The following is a 17,730-nucleotide window of genomic DNA, read 5'->3' as shown; positions in this document are numbered from 1 at the left end:
CCCTGCTTTATCTGAGCAACCAGCAGAATGTTTTACTGATCTTACTTATAGACAGCCTGGGGCTCGCCTTGAGTTTCTTGCATAGTACGTTTCATAGTACGCTGCATCGCACGCTTACTGCCACGCGCAGAGATAAGCATCAACACTGCGGGAATCATGAGTAGAGCACCGCACAAGAGCATAATTAAGCGGCCATTGAGGGAATTAGGCAGTAATGAAAGCCCCATGACCATGACGCTTCCGATTAGAATCAAGCGCCCCAAAATAATTTTCTGGCCATAGTCGATCGCATCAGCAGCTGAATCTTCCTCAACGCTTTCTACTGGCGTTTCCCAACGCTGCCACATTTCCTGACGCTCGGACGCTCGCTCATTGGATTGAGCTTCGGGCTTATAGAAAAGAGTACTCAACAAGAAGAAGCCGCCTGTGATCACCGTATGTGCGCCGATAGCAAACGCCACACGGAAATCAGACCATTCACGCGCCGTAATATCCATTCCCATTACATTATTGACGAACTCTGGGCTCAACCAGGCACCCACCGAGTAAGACACCATGCAGCCTACGACCAAGGTTCCCCAACCCGACCAGTCAGGCGTTTTACGGATAATCATCCCTAACATGGCAGGAATAGTAATCGGGAAGGTAATCAACGCACTTGCCGTCAGCAATATTTCAAATAAGCTCATGCTTTTCAAAGAGTTGATAAACAGGCTGATGCCAATAATAAGTGCCCCAAAGCACAACGTAACAATACGTGAAACCCGCATCATTTCCCGCTCAGTGGCATGGGGTTTTATAACGGTTAAGTAAAAGTTACGTACAAAAAAGCCTGCATTTCGGTTCAACCCAGAGTCCATGGAAGACATGCTGGCAGCGAACATGGCGGCCATCAAAAGCCCTAGCATACCGGCCGGCATATACTCGCTGACAAAAGCGACAAATACTGCCTCGTTAGCGCTCGAACCCAGAGCAGTAAAGTTTTGAGCGAAATCGGGGCTGTAAGCATGCATGAACCAGGATGGGAAAAACCAAACGATCGGCCCTATTAATGCGAGGCAAAGCGTAAATAACGCGCCATAGCGGGCATTCTTACTATTTTTCGCACACATGTAACGGTAGCCATTAAGCGTGTTATTCATCATGAATATTTGCTTAATAACTAACATAAACACCCAGAATCCAAACAACCACGCATAGCCATAGCCACTGCCAGTTAGGAACTCGCCATCATAACTAGAGACAATATGCCCAATGCTTTCGGTATTACCCCAGGCCACAATAAAGCAAACAAATGTTACCGACATGATAATCAGCATTTGAACGTAGTCAGAAGCAACAACGGCCCAAGCGCCACCTGTAACAGACATCGCCACGACAGCAATACCGGTTAGCAAAATAACGGTTTCAAGAGGTACGTTAAAGACAGCCGAGCTGATAATGGCCAAAGCACTTAGCCATGTAGCGGCAGACACCAGGCCGTCAAACATACTGAACCAAATGAACGTTTGCTCGCTGGGTTTACCAAAGCGCATCTTTAACGCCTCTGCGGCAGTGACAACACGCAGTTGACGAAAACGTGGGGCAAAATAAACATAGTTAAGAAAGTAGCCAGCAGCGTTAGCCATAAACAGGAAAACGATCGCAAAACCGCTTACATAAGCTTGAGAAGCCGCACCAGTGAAGGTCCAGGCTGAGAACTGCGTCATAAAAGCCGTTGAGCCAACCAGCCACCAAAGCATATTACCGCCGCCCCGGAAATAATCACTGGTATTAGAGTTAAACTTCTTAAACACCCAGCCAATTATGACCAAGAAGACCAGGTAAATTAGTATTACCCAAACGTCAGTACTCATACAAACTTCTCCACCTTTTATTATTGGTATATCAGCACTACCAAATAGTTATAAGAAAGCGGGTGTTTTAGTGTGCATGTAGTGCAACATGCACCACCTTGCCTATACCGAGCTAAAATCTATTTGATTAGTAATGCTCTAGCGTATTGTTCTTGATGTAATCAAAGTTAATGCTCTCGCCTAACCCAGGTCCTTCAGGCATATGAACGTTGCCATTGGCATCCATTTCGTCGGCGATGGCATTCAGGTAAGCAGGCGGCTTATCGTAATCCAAGTAGGGGTGAAGCAGGCCGCGCTCATACCACTGGCAGTTAGTAATAGCGCCGACGACGGCTAGATTGGCCGCACCGTTGCCATGGATTTCACAATCCATACCAAAGGCTTCAGCCAAATGCGCCACTTTTAGGCAAGGAGTGATGCCGCCACCATTAGCAACGCCTGCCCGTAAAATGTCGCAAGCGTTATGCTGCACCCAGCTAGCTCGGCTGTGGTATTTACCTGCAATGCTTTCAGGCCCAATAACGGGTACATCAACACGCTGGGTCAGCCACCGGTAAGACTCCATGGAGTCTTCCACCATGGGCTCTTCAAACCAGGCAAAATCTAAGCGAGACAGTGCACGGCCGATCTTTAGCGCATCGGTACGGTTATACCAATGATAACCATCAAGCATTAGCGCAATATTCGGCCCTACGGCTTCCCGAACGGCTTCACAAGCACGGATATCCATTTCAACACTAGGCGCAAAACTAACGGGTGGCATCCACGTATGGAGCTTTATGCCCTTGTAGCCGCGCGCCACTAATTTCTCAGCAAACTGAGCGTACTCTTCAGGTGTTGAGAGGCCTCCTTTCATCTCATCGCCACACATCGTACTGGCATACGCTTTTACTTTATCCCGCGCCCCACCCAGCAGTTGATAAACAGGCACATTGAGCTGACGACCAGCTAAGTCCCATAATGCTTGGTCTAGAATTGCCATCGCTCTATCAGTGAGCTGTGCACCACTACCACGCTGGCGAAGCCAAAGGTCCTGCCAAATCTGCTCCCTGGCATGCACAGGTTTTCCAATCGCTGCCTTTTTAAAATATTGCTCGACCACGTAGGAGCGAATCAGCTCTGGCGGAGCAAAAGCATGCCCCTGAGTTCCATCTTCAGCTGTCACACTAAGCATAGCGATGTGGGCTTCACTGGGCTGCCCCGCGTGAGCATGTCCAGCACTATCTCGCGCCAATTGGGACTCGTAGCGAATAACATCTACAGCAATGGATTCAATTCTCATCGTGTTCTGGCTCCTATTGGATCGCCTGTGCGAATGGGGTATCGACACCTAATGTAATACATAATATGTTTGATATTAGGGAGACATGTTTTGAACAGCAATATAGACAATAGTCTCAACGCCATTTAAAACGCTCAGTAGCGTTCATCCTGACAGGGCTCCCACGCCAAAATAATGTTAATGAGTCGTGGCGATAGATAACTACAGCCACAACCTAAGGAAGCAAAGATGATATCCCTAGAGCAAACGTTGTACGTGGGCTGCGCATTAAGTGGTGAGATCTATACAGTTGAATTATCACTAGCCACAGGTGAACTGACACACCTTTCCCATGCCCGCTTACCTGGCCTGAATAAGCCTGGCGGGGCTATGCCGCTTGCCCTATCGCGTGACCGAAATACCTTATACGCAGTTTCCAGAGGCGAGCCATTTTTTATTGCTGCTTTTAATCTCGGCCCTCAAGGTAATCTACACCACCTTGGCAACACTTTTATTAACAACAACTTAGCCTATATACAAACAGATACTAATGATAACTACCTACTCACTGCATCGTTTATCGACCACCAGGTTGCAACATATCTCATCCAGGCAGATCGCTGTATCGGTCGCCCAGTTCAGTGCATCGAAAATATCTCCAATGCTCATATGCTTTCCATGAGCCCAGATAATAAAACCGTGTTATGCACAGGGCTTGGCGAGGATGTCATTTATCATTGGCAATGGGCACCCTCTCAATCCAACGAACACACATCACCGCCCATGTACTATATTGGCCAGCTCCAGCTACCCAATGGAACCGGCCCTAGGCACATCGCTTATCACCCAAACCAGCCTATCGCTTATGTGATCGGCGAGCGCAACGGCACCATTAATACGATTAGTTGCAGCGTCACAGGCTTGCGAAATATCCAAACGGTTGATTTACCAGAACAACCAGAGGCATTTCAAGCAGCCGACATTCATATTACCCCCGATGCTCGCTTTCTATATGCTTCGGAGAAAGCCACCTCAACGCTGAGCCTATTTAACGTACAGGCTGATGGAACACTCACCTTTGTTGCTCAATTTGCGACCGAGAACCGCCCTCGTGGCTTCGCCATCACACCTGACGGCAACTACCTTGTTGCTGCCGGACAGTACTCTCACCACATTGCCAGCTACCGTATTAACCCCGAAACGGGCTCTCTGCGGTTGATAAGCCGTTTACCGGTAGGCCAAAGCCCCGACTGGGTTGAAATGCTATAAATCAGTATATTACGGCTAACTCTCACCTCCTGCAGGAGAAGAATAGTAAAAGAAAAATGGTAGGGGAAAGGCGGTGGGAGATATGGCTGCTGGGCAGATTGCGGCAGAGAGGACAGTTGCTGGGAAAAGAGTATGTTCAGGTCTCTGGGAGTATTGATGACAAACATACTATGTATTATCTTTATCAGGGATACCTCAGCGTAGATGGCTAGTCACCAGCTAGATACGCTGCTCTTGCTATGGCCATAACCAAGACAATAACCAAGACAATAACTATGACAAGAAGGCTTTATAAACATGCGTAAAATTATTGCGTTTGCACTAACGACGATGACGCCTGTCTTGGGTGCTTCGTTAGGACACGCCGCTACAGATGCTTCTGAGCTAGCTTGGCAAAGCATCACCTTCGGCCAATCGGCCGACTTGAATTTTGGATCCACTATCCTTCCTGAAAAGGTAGGAACTAACGAAGTTACCAGTAATGGCGATCCTGTGACTGCAGGCCCACTGGTAGATCAAGTGACGATTGAAAGCCGCGGCGGTAAGTTGGCTAACTCCCATGAAGGGGGTACGTTTTACTACACCACCTTACCCACCGGCGTAAACTTCACCCTGACGGCCACTTTAACGTTAGAGCAACTGGGGCCAGAAACAGGCGCAACGCCTAATCGCCAGGAAGGTGCTGGGCTAATGGTTCGCGACATTTTAGGCGCACCACGTGCTAACCCTCAGCCGCTGGGCCATGAAGAGTTTCCCGCTGCGTCCAATATGGTGATGAACCTGCTGCGCTCACATACCCGCGATAACGATGGGTTAATGAATGTGACAGCTACCTATAGAGAAGGGATTCAGGATCCATGGGGTAATCCCGGCAATCTGTTAAGTCATGAAGATTACTTAGAAGGTAGGCCGTATGGTGACGAGCAGCCTTACCGTATGACGCTGACACGTAGTGATGAGCACTTCGCCGTGACCGTGAACGATGGCCAGCAAACTTATCACCACGAGCTTGCCCAAGCTCCCGCCAACCTTGTTGAAGTGCAAGATCCTGATCATCAGTATGTGGGATTTTTTGCAGCGCGTAATGCTCGCCTGCACATTGATGATATTCACATTGAGCTTAGCGACGCCAACACCCAGGAGGCGAGCGCTTATCAAGCACCGGAAAACCCTCTTGTATGGTCATTAGCTTCACCCGACGTCGTCACTACTCCTGACTACACTCTTCAAGCGATCGCGAATTATAGCGGTGAATTTAGCGTCTCAAAGGCTGGGCAACCGATTGGGGATAAACAGACCGTTGCTGCAGGCGACTTATTTAGCCTTCCTTTGCAGATCACTGAACCCACTGATCTTGTCGTCTCTTTCCAGCCAACCGAAGGGCCAGAAACAGAGTCCCAGCACAAAACAGTAACGCTTGAGCCACTAACCGTTGCTGATCCTTTTACTATCCATGTATCCCCTGCTGGCAGCCCAGGGCAAGCTGGCGACCAAACGAATCCTCTAGACCTAGCGTCCGCCTTGGTGCAGCTAGCTCCTGGCGGTACGATTTATCTTGCCAGCGGTGACTACGAAGCAATAGAAATCCCTCTAACCGCTAGCGGCTCGCCTGGCAAACTTAAGCGCTTAACTGGCGAAGGCGAAGATGTACGCTTTACCGGGATGGTGTCGCACAATGCCAATTACTGGCAATTGGATCACCTGGAAGTCGCCGGCGAACGTTTGATTGTGCATGGCAGCCACAATGTCTTCGAACATATTGTGACCCACAGCGCACCAGATACGGGCTTTCAAATCACCTCCCCCGCCGACGTCGGGAGAGCGCTTTGGGCGAGCCATAACACGGTTCGTTATAGCGAGAGCTACAACAATGAAGATAGCTCTGGCATTAATGCCGACGGTTTCGCTGCAAAAATGCGGGTTGGTGAAGGCAACACCTTTGATCACTGTATTGCACACCACAATATCGATGATGGCTGGGATTTATTCAATAAAGTCGAAGATGGCCCCAACGGCACTGTCACCATTACCAACTCCATCGCGTTCAACAATGGCCAGACATTGAACACCCAGCCAACCGGTGGAAATCTGGGCAATGGCTTTAAGTTAGGCGGAGAAGGTCTACCTGTTCCCCATATTGTTGAGGGCAACCTTGCCTTCAATAATGGAATGGATGGATTTACGGATAACTTTAATTCCGGCACGTTAATCATTAACAATAACGTCGCCATCGATAATAAGCGATTTAACTATATTGTTCGCAAAAGCCCCTATGGCGAGCAACTTGAGCCAGCTCAATTGTCACACAATATTTCGTTAAAGCTAGTAATCCCAAGTAGTGTCGACGACAGCGTTTATGGTGATATAAGCCCTCAAAACTGGTTCCTGCAAGGGGGAAGCCATACACCATCTAATGAATTACCGTTCGATGAAGACAAATTAGCGGAAATTGAAGCCTTGTTACAGCAGGAGGCCAACAACGAAAGTGAACAGCGTGAGCAAGCATTGGCACTGCAGCAGCTAGTTTTCAACTAACCAAAACCGGTGTCGAGTGCTTAGTGCTACCAAGCGCTAGGCACTCGTTTCTAAAAAGTGATTAGATAAAATCTTCTGTAAATAGTAAATATGCAAAAAGAGCGAATACTACTTTCATCCGCATGGCTGGCGTTAACCTTATGCGGCTTAATGAGTATGGGAAGTGCCATGGCTAACACTTTACAGCATGAAGCGGTTCTGCCGCTTTGGGATAAACGCCCTGAGGGCACGCCAGTTGACCTAACGCCCATGGTGGATGAACGTTCCAAAAACTTGTTCCGGCCTGATCGGGCACTAACGGGCATTGTTGAACCAAGCCTAACGGCCTGGGTTCCAGAGCGACCCAACGGGGCTTCCATTATTATCGCACCAGGCGGATCCTACAGGCGGGTGGTGTTAGATAAAGAGGGTATTGAAATCGCCAAGGCGCTGGCACCGTTAGGCGTCACCAGCTTTCTTCTGACCTATCGTTTACCAGGAGAGGGGCATGCTAACCGAGCGGATGCACCGCTGGCCGATGCACAGCGCGCCATGCGTCTGGTACGTAGACATGCCAACGAATGGGGCCTTGATCCTGAACGGATCGGGTTTCTGGGTTTTTCTGCCGCAGGACATATAGGAGCATCGCTCGCTACTGGGTATAACAGGGAGCTTTATGAAGCAGATGGCACTGAACAGGCCGTCTCAGCTCGGCCTGATTTCGTCGCCCTGGTTTATCCAGTCGTAACAATGCAGGATAACAGCGTTCACGAAGGATCACGCACCGCCCTATTGGGCGACAGCCCAACGCCACAACAAAAGAGCAATCACTCCCCTGAAGAGCACGTCACGGCAGGTACACCCGAAGTGTTCCTGGTGCTAGCCGATGATGACCCATCCGTGCCCCCAGCCAATGCAATTGCATTTTATAATGCACTACATGCCGCGGGCGTGAAGACTGAACTGCATATCTTCCGCGACGGCGGCCATGGCTTTGGCATTAGCGGCGCTAGCGGCAAACCGGTTTCGGGCTGGCCACTACTGCTCGCGGATTGGATGGTTCAGATCGGTGTTATGTCAGAGTAAACATCACGAACAGCCCTCTTTCACCGCGCACGCTCCATCTTTTCGCCCCCCCCCCCCCATCTCTTCACAAGTGTAAAAGGCCAAATATGCTTTCCCACCAACCGATAAAGCCGGAGTTCCCGCCTTTATCGGTTGTTTAATCGAGCACTTACTCTCGGCTTAAAGCATGCTGTAGAAGCACTTTCGTATAAGCGTGTGCTACATTTCCCTCGACTAGATCATCTCTGGATACCACCTCCACGATCTCACCGGACTTCATCACAGCAACACGCTCGCAAAGATGCGCAATGACGCCAAGATCATGGGATACCATCAGATAAGTCAGTTGGTGGCGTCGGTGAAGGCTAGTTAACAGGTTCAGTATTTCTGCCTGCACAGACACATCAAGTGCTGATGTAGGCTCATCGAGAAGGATAATATCCGGATCTAGTATTATCGCTCTGGCAATGGCCACTCGCTGCCTTTGCCCTCCTGAAAGCTGATGTGGATAACGAGGTAGAAACGTCTCATCAAGCCCCACATCCTTGAGTGCTTTGAGTATGCGCTCTGACTTATCAGACAAACCTTTGATGGCCAAGGGCTCATTCAGTATTTTACGAATGGTATGCCGCGGGTGTAAGGCACCGTAGGGATCTTGAAACACCATTTGCATGGTATTGCTGCGCTCTTTCAAGGAAGTCTCGGCAAGCGATTTCCCCTGAATGGCGATCGCCCCTTCCCAGCCCTGAAACTGGCCTGCCAAGCATTTGAGAATACTCGTTTTCCCAGAACCTGATTCACCTACCAGCCCAAAACACTCCCCTTTGCCAATACTGATGTTTATATCATTCAGGATACGCTTGGATTTAGTAGAGCCAGGCATATCAAACGAAAGTGATTGAATAGAGATCATGTTGTGTATTCCTGGGTAAGCCAATTCTGGTCGCGCGTCATTACCGGTAAGGTCTCCCGGCGATGCTTAAGGCTTGGAAGCGACTCCATCAGACCTCTTGTATAAGGGTGCGACGCGTTGGAGAGCTCATTCGCCTTGATCGACTCCACGACTCTTCCGCCATACATGACCAACACACGGTCACAGAACTTCTTCACCAGGTTGAGGTCGTGACTGATAAATATAAGGCTAATATTCTTCTTCTCTATCAGCCTGGTTAATATATTGAGTACATCCTGCTGGACCGAAACATCAAGTGCAGATGTTGGCTCATCAGCAATAATGATGTCGGGCTCGGGTATAACCATCATGGCAATCATTACACGTTGTCCCATCCCTCCTGATATTTCATGGGGGTACTGGCTATATACGTGCTCGGGGTCAGCAATACTGACTTCCTTCAACATCTCAAGCGCTGCTTCTTTGGCTTCTCGTCTGCTAATATTTCGATGAACACTGAGCGCTTCAGATATTTGCTCCCCTACTGTCATCACTGGGTTAAGCGAAAACTTGGGATCCTGCATGATCATCGAAATATGCTGCCCACGTATGGCACGTATCTCTTTTTCATTGCAGGCAAGAAGATTGGTTTTCCCAAACTGAAGCTTTTCAGCCGTCACACGCGTAGAGGGTGGGTTCAACCTCAGTATCGCCTTTCCCACTGTCGACTTGCCCGAGCCCGACTCCCCCACTATCGCAAGCTTCTCGTTTCTCAGTGTAAAAGACACATCACGAACCGCATGCTTTAGCCCCTCATCGGTACGGAAAGTAACGTTCAGTTTTTCAACTGTTAATACATCCATGTTTATTCCTCACTCGGTTCGGGGATCTAGAAGGTCACGAAGACCGTCGCCTAATAAATTAAACGCTAGGCTTACAAGCATGATGGCCGCTCCCGGAAATGCTACCAACCACCAGCTTTCAAGCATGTAGCTACGACCTGTCGATATCATGGCCCCCCATTCAGGAAGCGGAGGCTGGGCACCCAAGCCTAAAAATCCCAACGCCGCGGCGGTCAATATGACCGTTGCCATATTCATGGTTAAGCGAACAATCAATGAAGGCAGGCACATTAATGAAATGTAGTGAAACAGTACGCGGCATGCGGAAGCGCCCTGCAGCTGTGCAGCCACCACATAGTCTGAATTTCTCAAGGTAAGCGTCTCCGCTCGAGCAAGGCGTGCCACAGGAGGCCAAGAGGTGATTGCGATTGCGATAACCGCATGCTCCAGGCCAGGCCCAAGCGCTGCCACGAAAGCCAGAGCCAGCACAAGGCTGGGAAAGGAGATAAAGATATCCGTTATGCGCATAAAAACGCTGTCCACCCAGCCACCAAAATAGCCAGACATGGTGCCTACCAAAAGGCCAACAGGTCCTACAATGATGGTAACCAAAAAGATGATATACAGCGTGACACGCGAGCCATACACCAGCCGGCTAAAAACATCTCGACCATACTCATCCGTACCAAACCAGTGGGCAAGAGAGGGCGATGCCAGGACGCGGGCCAAATCCTGCTCAAGCGGATTGTGAGTAGCGATGAGAGGTGCAGCAATTGCACATATCAGTAATAAGGCGACTATGATGACGCCTGAAGCACTCAAGGGGTTTCTACAGAGCTTTTTAAAGGACTTAACAAAAAGAGCCACTCGGGTATATTCAGGATTATGACGAGCTTTCAATGAATAATCAGAGTTCCTCACTACTTCGGCATTTTTCATTATTGAGTCCTCGGATCGAACATTTTATACAGGGCATCTGATAGTAAATTCAGGAATACAAACACAAGGCCGATAAAAAGAACGGATGCCATCACAGCGTTCATATCACCCATTAATAAACTATCTGTTAGATACTGCCCGAAGCCCGGCCAGGCAAAAACCGTTTCAATAAGAACAGCACCTTCAAGCAATCCGCCATAAGCTAATGCTACAATAGTAAGCAACTGAACACGGATATTTTTAAATGCATGCTTCCAGATTACACTTCGTTCAGAAAGACCTTTGACCCGTGCGGTTTTTATATACTCCTGAGAGAGTTGTTCTAACATAAAACTGCGCGTCATCCGACCAATAAAGGAGACTGAATTCAAACCAAGAATAAGTGCAGGTAGGGCAATATGGCGTAGCGCACTAACGAAGGCTTCAATATTTCCCGATAGTAACGTATCCACCAAGTAAAAGCCGGTATAGCTTGTAAACATGCCATCATAGGCAAAACCGATACGGCCTGCTGCACCGGCCCAGTTAAGCCATGCATAGAAGATAATCAAGCCGACCATGCCCACCCAGAACACCGGTGTTGAATAACCAAATAGAGTTATCAACCGCGTCAGGTGGTCCCCCAGGCGGCCACGATGAGTAGCGGCATACACGCCTAATGGAACGCCCAGACCAACACCCACCATAATCGCAATTGAAGCAAGTTCTATAGTGGCTGGTAATACACGTAGAATGTCATCAATGACCGGACTACCCGTAAGAATGGCACGCCCAAAATCGCCCGACAGCATATCCTGTAAATAATAGTAATATTGAACCCATATAGGCTTCCCCAACCCCATCTCATCAAAAACCTGCTGATAGGTAGACGAATCAGCATCGGGACCTATAACGGCTAAAACCGGATCAATGGGCATTAATCTACCAATGACAAAGGTCATTGTTAAAAGCCCGAACAGGGTTATCAATATTACGCCTGTCTTTTTTGTTACTCTTGAAACACGTGATCTTATCATTATTATTTCCTCCTTTATTAATGCATCCACTAACAAGCTTATTTTAGTGTTTGGTTACTGACCTCAAACGAGTCATCGCGGCTGGATCATCCAAGTACCCCTCCACTTCTTGTCTGACAGCGACCGTATTGACCATTTGCGAGAAAGGAAACAGTGCACCGACATCCTCATCATAAATAGACTGAACCTCGGCATATAAACTATTTTGCAGCTCACTATCCGCTTCTGAAACAGCTTGCATGATCAACTCATTGATACGCTCATTATGATAGCCAGTTCGCCATCCTTGAAAGTTGGTAAGCTTGGCAGAGTCCGAGTTATCCGGATTAAATAAGAGTGGTGTAAGATTAGAGTCAGGGTGAGGTGCAAAACCGCCCCCTCCCCGACCTACAATGATATCAAAGCGACGATCTCTCATTGCTCCGTATACCTGGTTGCCGGTCCCACTGATAATTTCTGCGTTGATGCCTATTCTTTCCAAGCTACTTTGAAGATTGATAGCTACGTTGATAAATGGCGACTCGTTAAGCGCTCTTATGGTTGTAGTGAAACCATTTTCATAACCCGCATTTGCCAGCAGCTTTCGGGCTTCATCAGTGGATAGTGAGTACATAGGCTCGGGTAGAGTAGCGGGTAACCCAAGCTTTACAGGGCGCTGATGAAACACGCCGTAGTAAGGCATGATACTGTCGTTGATACCCTCGTAATTGATAGTTCCTCTAATGGCTCTACGGACATCTTTATTGGCCAGAATATCGTTTTGCATACTAACGGCAACGTAGTAAAGCGTGCCTCGTTGAGTGGTTTGAATATCAACCCCCTCTGCCCCCTCTAAAGACCGGATGTCTGGCACAGACATACCGATGGCTACGTCGATATCGCCACGCTCAATCATCAGCCGCATCGTCTGTGACTCTTTTAGATTACGCATAGCAATACGCTCTAAACTGGGAGTTTCGCCCCAGTATTGGGCGTTTTTAACCATGATTATTCTATCTTGAGGTATCCACTGCTCTAAGCTGAAAGCACCACTACCAGCTGAGTTGGTCGTCAACCATTGATGCCCTAGATCCCCATCTTGCTCATGCTCTAATACCAGCTGTTTATCTATGATGAAAGCGCTGGGGCTGGTAGCAAGAGTGTATATAACCAGCTTGGGATCAAGCTCGCGTGGAAATTTTATTTCTACTTCATGTGTGCCTGTCTCCGATATGAGGTTTGAAATATTCTCCTTGGTAAACCCTAGTGCTTTCCAAGTGGTTGCCAATGCCAGATTAAGATCTAGTACGCGCTCGAATGTCCAAACAACATCTTCAGCCGTAAGCTGATTTCCTGAATGAAAACTGACGTCTTCACGAAGACTAAAAGAGATTGACATATTATCGTCAGCCACCTCCCAGTCTCTTGCAAGGGCGGGCAGGATAATGGTCGGGTCTTCTGGATCCAGTTCTATCAACGTGTCATAAAGATTTGCGTTGATGAATGCAATATCATTACCCGTTGATGCCGCCGGATCCAGTGACAAAATATTATTCATCTTAAGCGCAATAATAAGCTGATCACTGGGCGTATTTGAGTGCACCACTGTTGTCATGATCAGTAGCATTACGCCTATTAAGCACTTTGTACAAATGTTCATGCCATACTCCAATGTGTTAGCAATTTATATTTATAATCGAAGTCATTTTTTAAATTCCCCATCAATCCATATGCACGAGAACGCCTCACAAGAGCGCTACACAAGGGCTCTTTACAGGAGCTCCCCGCAAGAGCTTGCCCATCTCACAATCTGGTCGTTTGAAATGAGTAGAGAAGCACACTAGTAATACATAATATGTTTGGGTTTATCATTCTTACTACTGTCATCGTATTTCTATTTCCTGCTCTGCGTTTTATTCATAGCTATTGAGAACTATCAAAAAGCTGCGTCAATCCCTCACACTTCTTTCAAAGCGTAATTAGCGAGCGTATTGCGGTTAATTTCAATCCCCAGTCCTGGGCCATCGGGAATCGTCACTACCCCATTTTTATGCTCAAGAGGCGTTTGCACGACGGCTTGGCGGAAAGGGTTTTCGGTGCGGTCGAACTCCATGATAGGTTCGATAGGCTTGCGGCGTGGTGGGTTGGGTGGCAGTGCCGCCATAAACTGCAGGCTGGCTGCCAGACATACCGCCGTACCCCACACGTGGGGCACCAAGCGCACACCATGCATAGCGGCCATATCCGCCACCCGGCGCATTTCGCTAAAACCACCTACACCGCAAATATCCGGCTGCACGATATCCACTGCGCGTCTTGCTAACGGCTCATGCATGGCATAACGGCCGTGCCAATTTTCGCCACTGGCAACAGGGATAGACTGCCCCGCTCTAACGGCTTCGTAGGTGGAGATTTGTTCTGGCAAGACTGGCTCTTCAAACCAGTCGATACCAAACGGGGCAGCACGCTGGCCCAGTTCGATCGCTTCCAGGTAGTCATAGCCGTGGTTGGCATCAATCATCAGGCGCATATCAGGGCCAATGGCATCGCGCACGGCGGCTATCACTTCCAGGTCTTCCTCCACATCAAAGCCTATTTTGACTTTCACGGCATGAAAGCCCTCACGGCGATAACCGGCCACTTCTGCTGCTATATCGGTCACGCGATCCACCCCTGCCCGGCGGAATGAGCCTGTAGCATAGGCACGTACGCTGTCACGAAAGCGGCCGCCCAGCAGCGTTGAGATCGGTACCCCAAAGTGCTTCCCTTTGATATCCCATAAGGCGATATCAACGCCACTCAACGCGGTAACGGTTAAGCCGCGCTGGCCCTGGTCGCGCAGCCGGTTATACAGGGTTAACCAGATTTTTTCTGTTTGCAGCGGATCTTCACCTATCAGCGATTGCGCGTAGACCTCCACAATAGTGGCATTGGGTTTAGCTGGTCCCAAGCACTCTCCCCAACCGATAGTGCCATCATCGCAGACGATCTCAACCAGGCAGTGTTGGCGGTGGGAAAAGTGCATAGAAGCACTCTCAAACGCTGTCTCAAGTTGGTAATCGAGTATATGGGTGTTTACAGCAACGACTTTCATATTCGATCTATCCTCTTAACAGCTTTATAAAAGCTGCTTTAGTAGCCTTCGGTATTAGCGGAAAAAACCAGGAAGCGTTAAAGAGACCGCAGGGACATAGGTCACCAGCATCAAAGCGGCAAACAGCGCCAGGAAAAACGGCCAAATAGTACGTACGGCTTCTTCGATTTTGATTTTGCCAATCACACAGCCGACAAACAGACAGGCACCGACCGGTGGCGTACATAAGCCCAGCCCCAGGTTCATCATTAAAATAATACCGAACTGAATGGGGTCCATACCGAACTGCATAGCAACGGGTAGGAAAATGGGCGTGCAGATAAGGATTAGCGCCGCCATGTCCATAATCATGCCCAAGATCAATAGGATAATATTGAGCATAAGGAAGATAACCACCGGCTTATCGGAAATAGCCATCAGCCCTGTGGTCAACATTTCCGGTACATTGTAGAGGGCCAATAGGTAGGAAAACGCCGAGGCACAGCCCACCAAAATCATTACCAGCGAGGTGGTTTTTACTGACTGAACAACGGCTGCTTTGAAAGAGGCCCAGGTCAATTCGCGGTAGACCAGCCCTGTAACGATAATGGCGTAGATAGCGCCAAAAGCGCCGGACTCTGTGACGGTAAGAATGCCCGACAGCACTCCGCCGACAATAATCACAGCGGTCATCAGCCCAGGCAGAGAAGCCACAAAGCTGATCATCAGCGCAGCCCAACCAGGAAATGCTTCGCCCTTATAGCCACGCTTTACAGCCACCACATAGGCGGCAACAGCAAGGCTTAAACACATCAAAATACCCGGCACAATGCCAGCAATAAACAGCTGAGTAACCGAGATACCGCCGCCTGCCGCTACCGCATAAAGAATCATATTATGGCTAGGGGGAATCACCACCCCGGCAACGGACGATGTCACCGTGACATTGACGGCATAGTCGGCGTCGTAGCCCTTCTCTTTCATCACGGGGATCAGAATAGAGCCTAACGCAGAGGTATCCGCAACGGCCGAACCAGAGATGCCACCGAACAGCATGGAAGAGCTGATATTTACCATCCCTAACCCGCCGCGCACCTTGCCCACCATGGCCGATGCTAAGCGCACAAGACGAGTGGAAATACCGCCGTGCATCATCAACTCCCCTGCAAAAATAAAGAAGGGAATCGCGAGTAAGGAAAAAACGGAGATACCGGAGAGGATACGTTGGAAGGCCACAAAAAGGGGCAAGCCTTCATAAAGGAAGGTGACAACGGCAGCCAAACCAACGGCAAAGGCCACTGGCGCGCCGACTAAAAGACCTAGAAAAAATATCCCGAAAAGAATAATAAGCCCCATCGATCATACCCTCTTAACTTTTCGAGTTAGTAAGCGCTGCGCTATATCAGCGGCTGAAAAAAGCATGATTAACACACCGCATACCACTAGAGGGGCCGCACGCCAGCTCTCTGAGAGCCCTATCATGGGAATCGCTCTATTCAGGTTTGTCATCACCAATGTCCAACCCTGAAAGGCCATAAATCCGCCAAAAAAGAAGATAAAAAGATCAGCAAGATGGTGCATTAAGCTACGTAAAGGAGCAGTCAAGCTTTCACGAATAAAATCAATATTGAGGTGGCTATGATGCCTTACCCCAGCCGCGGCACCTAAACAGGTGATATAAACCACCATCACCAGTGAGGCCTGTTCAACCCAGGTCGGCGTGTTATTCAGCACATAGCGACCAAAAACCAGCCATCCAAATATGGCGATAAGTATGACTAGCAAGACACCTGCAACCAAAATACATAAGCTAGCAATGCCATCTAAGATTCGATTTAGTGGGCTGCTATTTATCGTGTCTTCTTTACCGAGTGATGATTCAAGTTCGATACTCACGGAACCTTTCCTTTTCAACTTCCGGTAGTGGCTAAGCAGCGACAAAGCGATGTATTAGCAACCACCGGAAGCATTTAAGTGTAAAATCACTCGGCGGCGCGAATTTCCTCAATCAGCTCGCCTGTGCCCGGGTTACTGGCAATGAAGCTTTCATACATGGGTTCCATAAGCGCCTGGAAGGCAGCTTTATCTTCCACTTCATTGATTTCAACACCATGATCTAACACTATCTGCCGGCTCTCTTCAGAACTATTCACCCATAGCTCACGCTGACGCACAGACGCCTGCTGCGCTACATCTCGAATGATCTCTTGATCTTCTTCCGAGAGTTTTTCCCAGCTGGCTTTTGCAACACACAAACACTCAGGAATAATCAAATGTTCGGTTAAGGAGTAATATCCTGATGCTTCATAGTGATTACTTGATTCAAAAGACGGGTAGTTATTTTCTGCACCGTCTAAAACACCGGTAGTTAAACTTTGATAGACCTCCCCGTAGGACATTGGCGTAGCGTTTCCACCTAGCGCCTCAATCATGTGAACATAAAGATCGTTGTTCATAACACGGATCTTTAAGCCACGAACATCTTCAGGGGTATTAATAGGCTGCTTAGTGTTGTAAATACTTCTCGCCCCCGAATCAAACCACGATAGAACGACAAGCCCTTTTTCTTCTAATGCATCAGCAAAGCGTTCGCCAATTTCTCCGTCCATCACCGCGTGCATATGTTCAACGTCATTGAACAAAAAAGGCAGCGAGAACACATTGGTTTCAGGAACGATGGGGCCCATCGGACCCATATTGAAATTGGCAAAGTCCAAGGCCCCGTTGCGGGTCTGCTCAATGGCGTCCGATTGGTCGCCAAGTACAGCATTGTTATAAACGCGGGGCTTAACACGGCCTTCCGTTTGCTCTGCCACGGCCTCAGCGAACTCTTCCAGCGCCACTGTATTGGGATAGCCATTTGGGTGGATGTTCCATCCTCGCCAGTTATCCGCCTGAGCCGGAAGCGCAAAGGCCATCATGGCCGCCACACTGGCGATAGGTAAGAATTTCTTAATGTGGCTAGTTTTCATAACGCTATTATTAGCATGCATGTTTAACGCTCTCTTATTATTAGTGATCGTT

14 protein-coding genes are annotated in these 17,730 nt (G+C 48.7%); 3 read left to right on the top strand and 11 right to left on the bottom strand.

The annotated features are described in order from the left end of the window. Nucleotides 1-41: 41 nt before the first annotated feature. Entirely contained in the window at nucleotides 42-1,856 is a 1,815-nt protein-coding gene (locus tag CPA45_RS18095; RefSeq protein ID WP_244287654.1) for a sodium:solute symporter family transporter, read from the bottom strand. Between the two features lie 127 nt (nucleotides 1,857-1,983). Beyond that, the gene (locus CPA45_RS18090) at nucleotides 1,984-3,138 is read right to left on the bottom strand and encodes a mandelate racemase family protein (RefSeq protein ID WP_096653949.1); all 1,155 of its coding nucleotides are present in this window, start codon (nucleotides 3,136-3,138) and stop codon (nucleotides 1,984-1,986) included. A 228-nt stretch (nucleotides 3,139-3,366) separates the two neighbouring features. Between CPA45_RS18090 and CPA45_RS18085 the strand changes: the two genes are divergently transcribed. From CPA45_RS18085 to CPA45_RS18075, 3 genes are all read left to right on the top strand, one after another. Next, a complete protein-coding gene (locus CPA45_RS18085) occupies nucleotides 3,367-4,386 on the top strand; it encodes a lactonase family protein (protein ID WP_096653947.1) in 1,020 nt (339 codons plus the stop codon). A 297-nt stretch (nucleotides 4,387-4,683) separates the two neighbouring features. After that, nucleotides 4,684-6,921, top strand: a complete 2,238-nt coding sequence (locus CPA45_RS18080; RefSeq protein WP_096653945.1) for a right-handed parallel beta-helix repeat-containing protein — start codon at nucleotides 4,684-4,686, stop codon at nucleotides 6,919-6,921. A 168-nt stretch (nucleotides 6,922-7,089) separates the two neighbouring features. Beyond that, nucleotides 7,090-7,986, top strand: a complete 897-nt coding sequence (locus CPA45_RS18075) for an alpha/beta hydrolase (RefSeq protein WP_096653943.1) — start codon at nucleotides 7,090-7,092, stop codon at nucleotides 7,984-7,986. Nucleotides 7,987-8,134: 148 nt separating this feature from the next. On the opposite strand, the gene CPA45_RS18070 is transcribed toward CPA45_RS18075, so the two are convergent. The 9 genes from CPA45_RS18070 to CPA45_RS18030 form a co-directional block, all read right to left on the bottom strand. Next, nucleotides 8,135-8,878 carry an ABC transporter ATP-binding protein gene (locus CPA45_RS18070; RefSeq protein ID WP_096653941.1) on the bottom strand — a complete coding sequence of 248 codons (744 nt, stop codon included), beginning with the start codon at nucleotides 8,876-8,878 and terminating at the stop codon, nucleotides 8,135-8,137. After that, nucleotides 8,875-9,720 carry an ABC transporter ATP-binding protein gene (locus CPA45_RS18065; RefSeq protein WP_096653939.1) on the bottom strand — a complete coding sequence of 282 codons (846 nt, stop codon included), beginning with the start codon at nucleotides 9,718-9,720 and terminating at the stop codon, nucleotides 8,875-8,877. The genes CPA45_RS18070 and CPA45_RS18065 overlap by 4 nt, the downstream gene beginning before the upstream one ends. Nucleotides 9,721-9,729: 9 nt before the next feature. Next, complete coding sequence (locus CPA45_RS18060; RefSeq protein WP_096653937.1) at nucleotides 9,730-10,638, bottom strand: ABC transporter permease; 909 nt, start codon at nucleotides 10,636-10,638, stop codon at nucleotides 9,730-9,732. Then, nucleotides 10,638-11,654 carry an ABC transporter permease gene (locus CPA45_RS18055; RefSeq protein WP_096653935.1) on the bottom strand — a complete coding sequence of 339 codons (1,017 nt, stop codon included), beginning with the start codon at nucleotides 11,652-11,654 and terminating at the stop codon, nucleotides 10,638-10,640. Before CPA45_RS18055 ends, CPA45_RS18060 begins: the two co-directional genes overlap by 1 nt. Before the next feature lie 43 nt (nucleotides 11,655-11,697). Next, entirely contained in the window at nucleotides 11,698-13,293 is a 1,596-nt protein-coding gene (locus CPA45_RS18050) for an ABC transporter substrate-binding protein (protein WP_096653933.1), read from the bottom strand. Between the two features lie 297 nt (nucleotides 13,294-13,590). Beyond that, complete coding sequence (locus CPA45_RS18045) at nucleotides 13,591-14,727, bottom strand: mandelate racemase/muconate lactonizing enzyme family protein (protein ID WP_096653931.1); 1,137 nt, start codon at nucleotides 14,725-14,727, stop codon at nucleotides 13,591-13,593. A 54-nt stretch (nucleotides 14,728-14,781) separates the two neighbouring features. Further along, nucleotides 14,782-16,062, bottom strand: coding sequence for a TRAP transporter large permease (locus CPA45_RS18040; protein WP_096653929.1), 1,281 nt, complete (start codon nucleotides 16,060-16,062; stop codon nucleotides 14,782-14,784). 3 nt (nucleotides 16,063-16,065) lie between these two features. Beyond that, complete coding sequence (locus tag CPA45_RS18035) at nucleotides 16,066-16,602, bottom strand: TRAP transporter small permease (RefSeq protein ID WP_096653927.1); 537 nt, start codon at nucleotides 16,600-16,602, stop codon at nucleotides 16,066-16,068. 86 nt (nucleotides 16,603-16,688) lie between these two features. Then, nucleotides 16,689-17,699 carry a TRAP transporter substrate-binding protein gene (locus CPA45_RS18030; RefSeq protein ID WP_244287653.1) on the bottom strand — a complete coding sequence of 337 codons (1,011 nt, stop codon included), beginning with the start codon at nucleotides 17,697-17,699 and terminating at the stop codon, nucleotides 16,689-16,691. Nucleotides 17,700-17,730 lie beyond the last annotated feature (31 nt).

It is taken from the genome of Vreelandella nigrificans, assembly GCF_002374315.1.
Classification (GTDB): domain Bacteria; phylum Pseudomonadota; class Gammaproteobacteria; order Pseudomonadales; family Halomonadaceae; genus Vreelandella; species Vreelandella nigrificans.
This window is presented reverse-complemented; position numbering and strand designations above follow the sequence as displayed.

What these genes read in the sequence shown, in the direction of transcription:
- CPA45_RS18095 (WP_244287654.1), bottom strand. Translation starts at nt 1,856, where the DNA reads ATGAGTACTGACGTTTGGGTAATACTAATTTACCTGGTCTTCTTGGTC.
- CPA45_RS18090 (WP_096653949.1), bottom strand. Translation starts at nt 3,138, where the DNA reads ATGAGAATTGAATCCATTGCTGTAGATGTTATTCGCTACGAGTCCCAA.
- CPA45_RS18085 (WP_096653947.1), top strand. Translation starts at nt 3,367, where the DNA reads ATGATATCCCTAGAGCAAACGTTGTACGTGGGCTGCGCATTAAGTGGT.
- CPA45_RS18080 (WP_096653945.1), top strand. Translation starts at nt 4,684, where the DNA reads ATGCGTAAAATTATTGCGTTTGCACTAACGACGATGACGCCTGTCTTG.
- CPA45_RS18075 (WP_096653943.1), top strand. Translation starts at nt 7,090, where the DNA reads ATGGCTAACACTTTACAGCATGAAGCGGTTCTGCCGCTTTGGGATAAA.
- CPA45_RS18070 (WP_096653941.1), bottom strand. Translation starts at nt 8,878, where the DNA reads ATGATCTCTATTCAATCACTTTCGTTTGATATGCCTGGCTCTACTAAA.
- CPA45_RS18065 (WP_096653939.1), bottom strand. Translation starts at nt 9,720, where the DNA reads ATGGATGTATTAACAGTTGAAAAACTGAACGTTACTTTCCGTACCGAT.
- CPA45_RS18060 (WP_096653937.1), bottom strand. Translation starts at nt 10,638, where the DNA reads ATGAAAAATGCCGAAGTAGTGAGGAACTCTGATTATTCATTGAAAGCT.
- CPA45_RS18055 (WP_096653935.1), bottom strand. Translation starts at nt 11,654, where the DNA reads ATGATAAGATCACGTGTTTCAAGAGTAACAAAAAAGACAGGCGTAATA.
- CPA45_RS18050 (WP_096653933.1), bottom strand. Translation starts at nt 13,293, where the DNA reads ATGAACATTTGTACAAAGTGCTTAATAGGCGTAATGCTACTGATCATG.
- CPA45_RS18045 (WP_096653931.1), bottom strand. Translation starts at nt 14,727, where the DNA reads ATGAAAGTCGTTGCTGTAAACACCCATATACTCGATTACCAACTTGAG.
- CPA45_RS18040 (WP_096653929.1), bottom strand. Translation starts at nt 16,062, where the DNA reads ATGGGGCTTATTATTCTTTTCGGGATATTTTTTCTAGGTCTTTTAGTC.
- CPA45_RS18030 (WP_244287653.1), bottom strand. Translation starts at nt 17,699, where the DNA reads ATGCATGCTAATAATAGCGTTATGAAAACTAGCCACATTAAGAAATTC.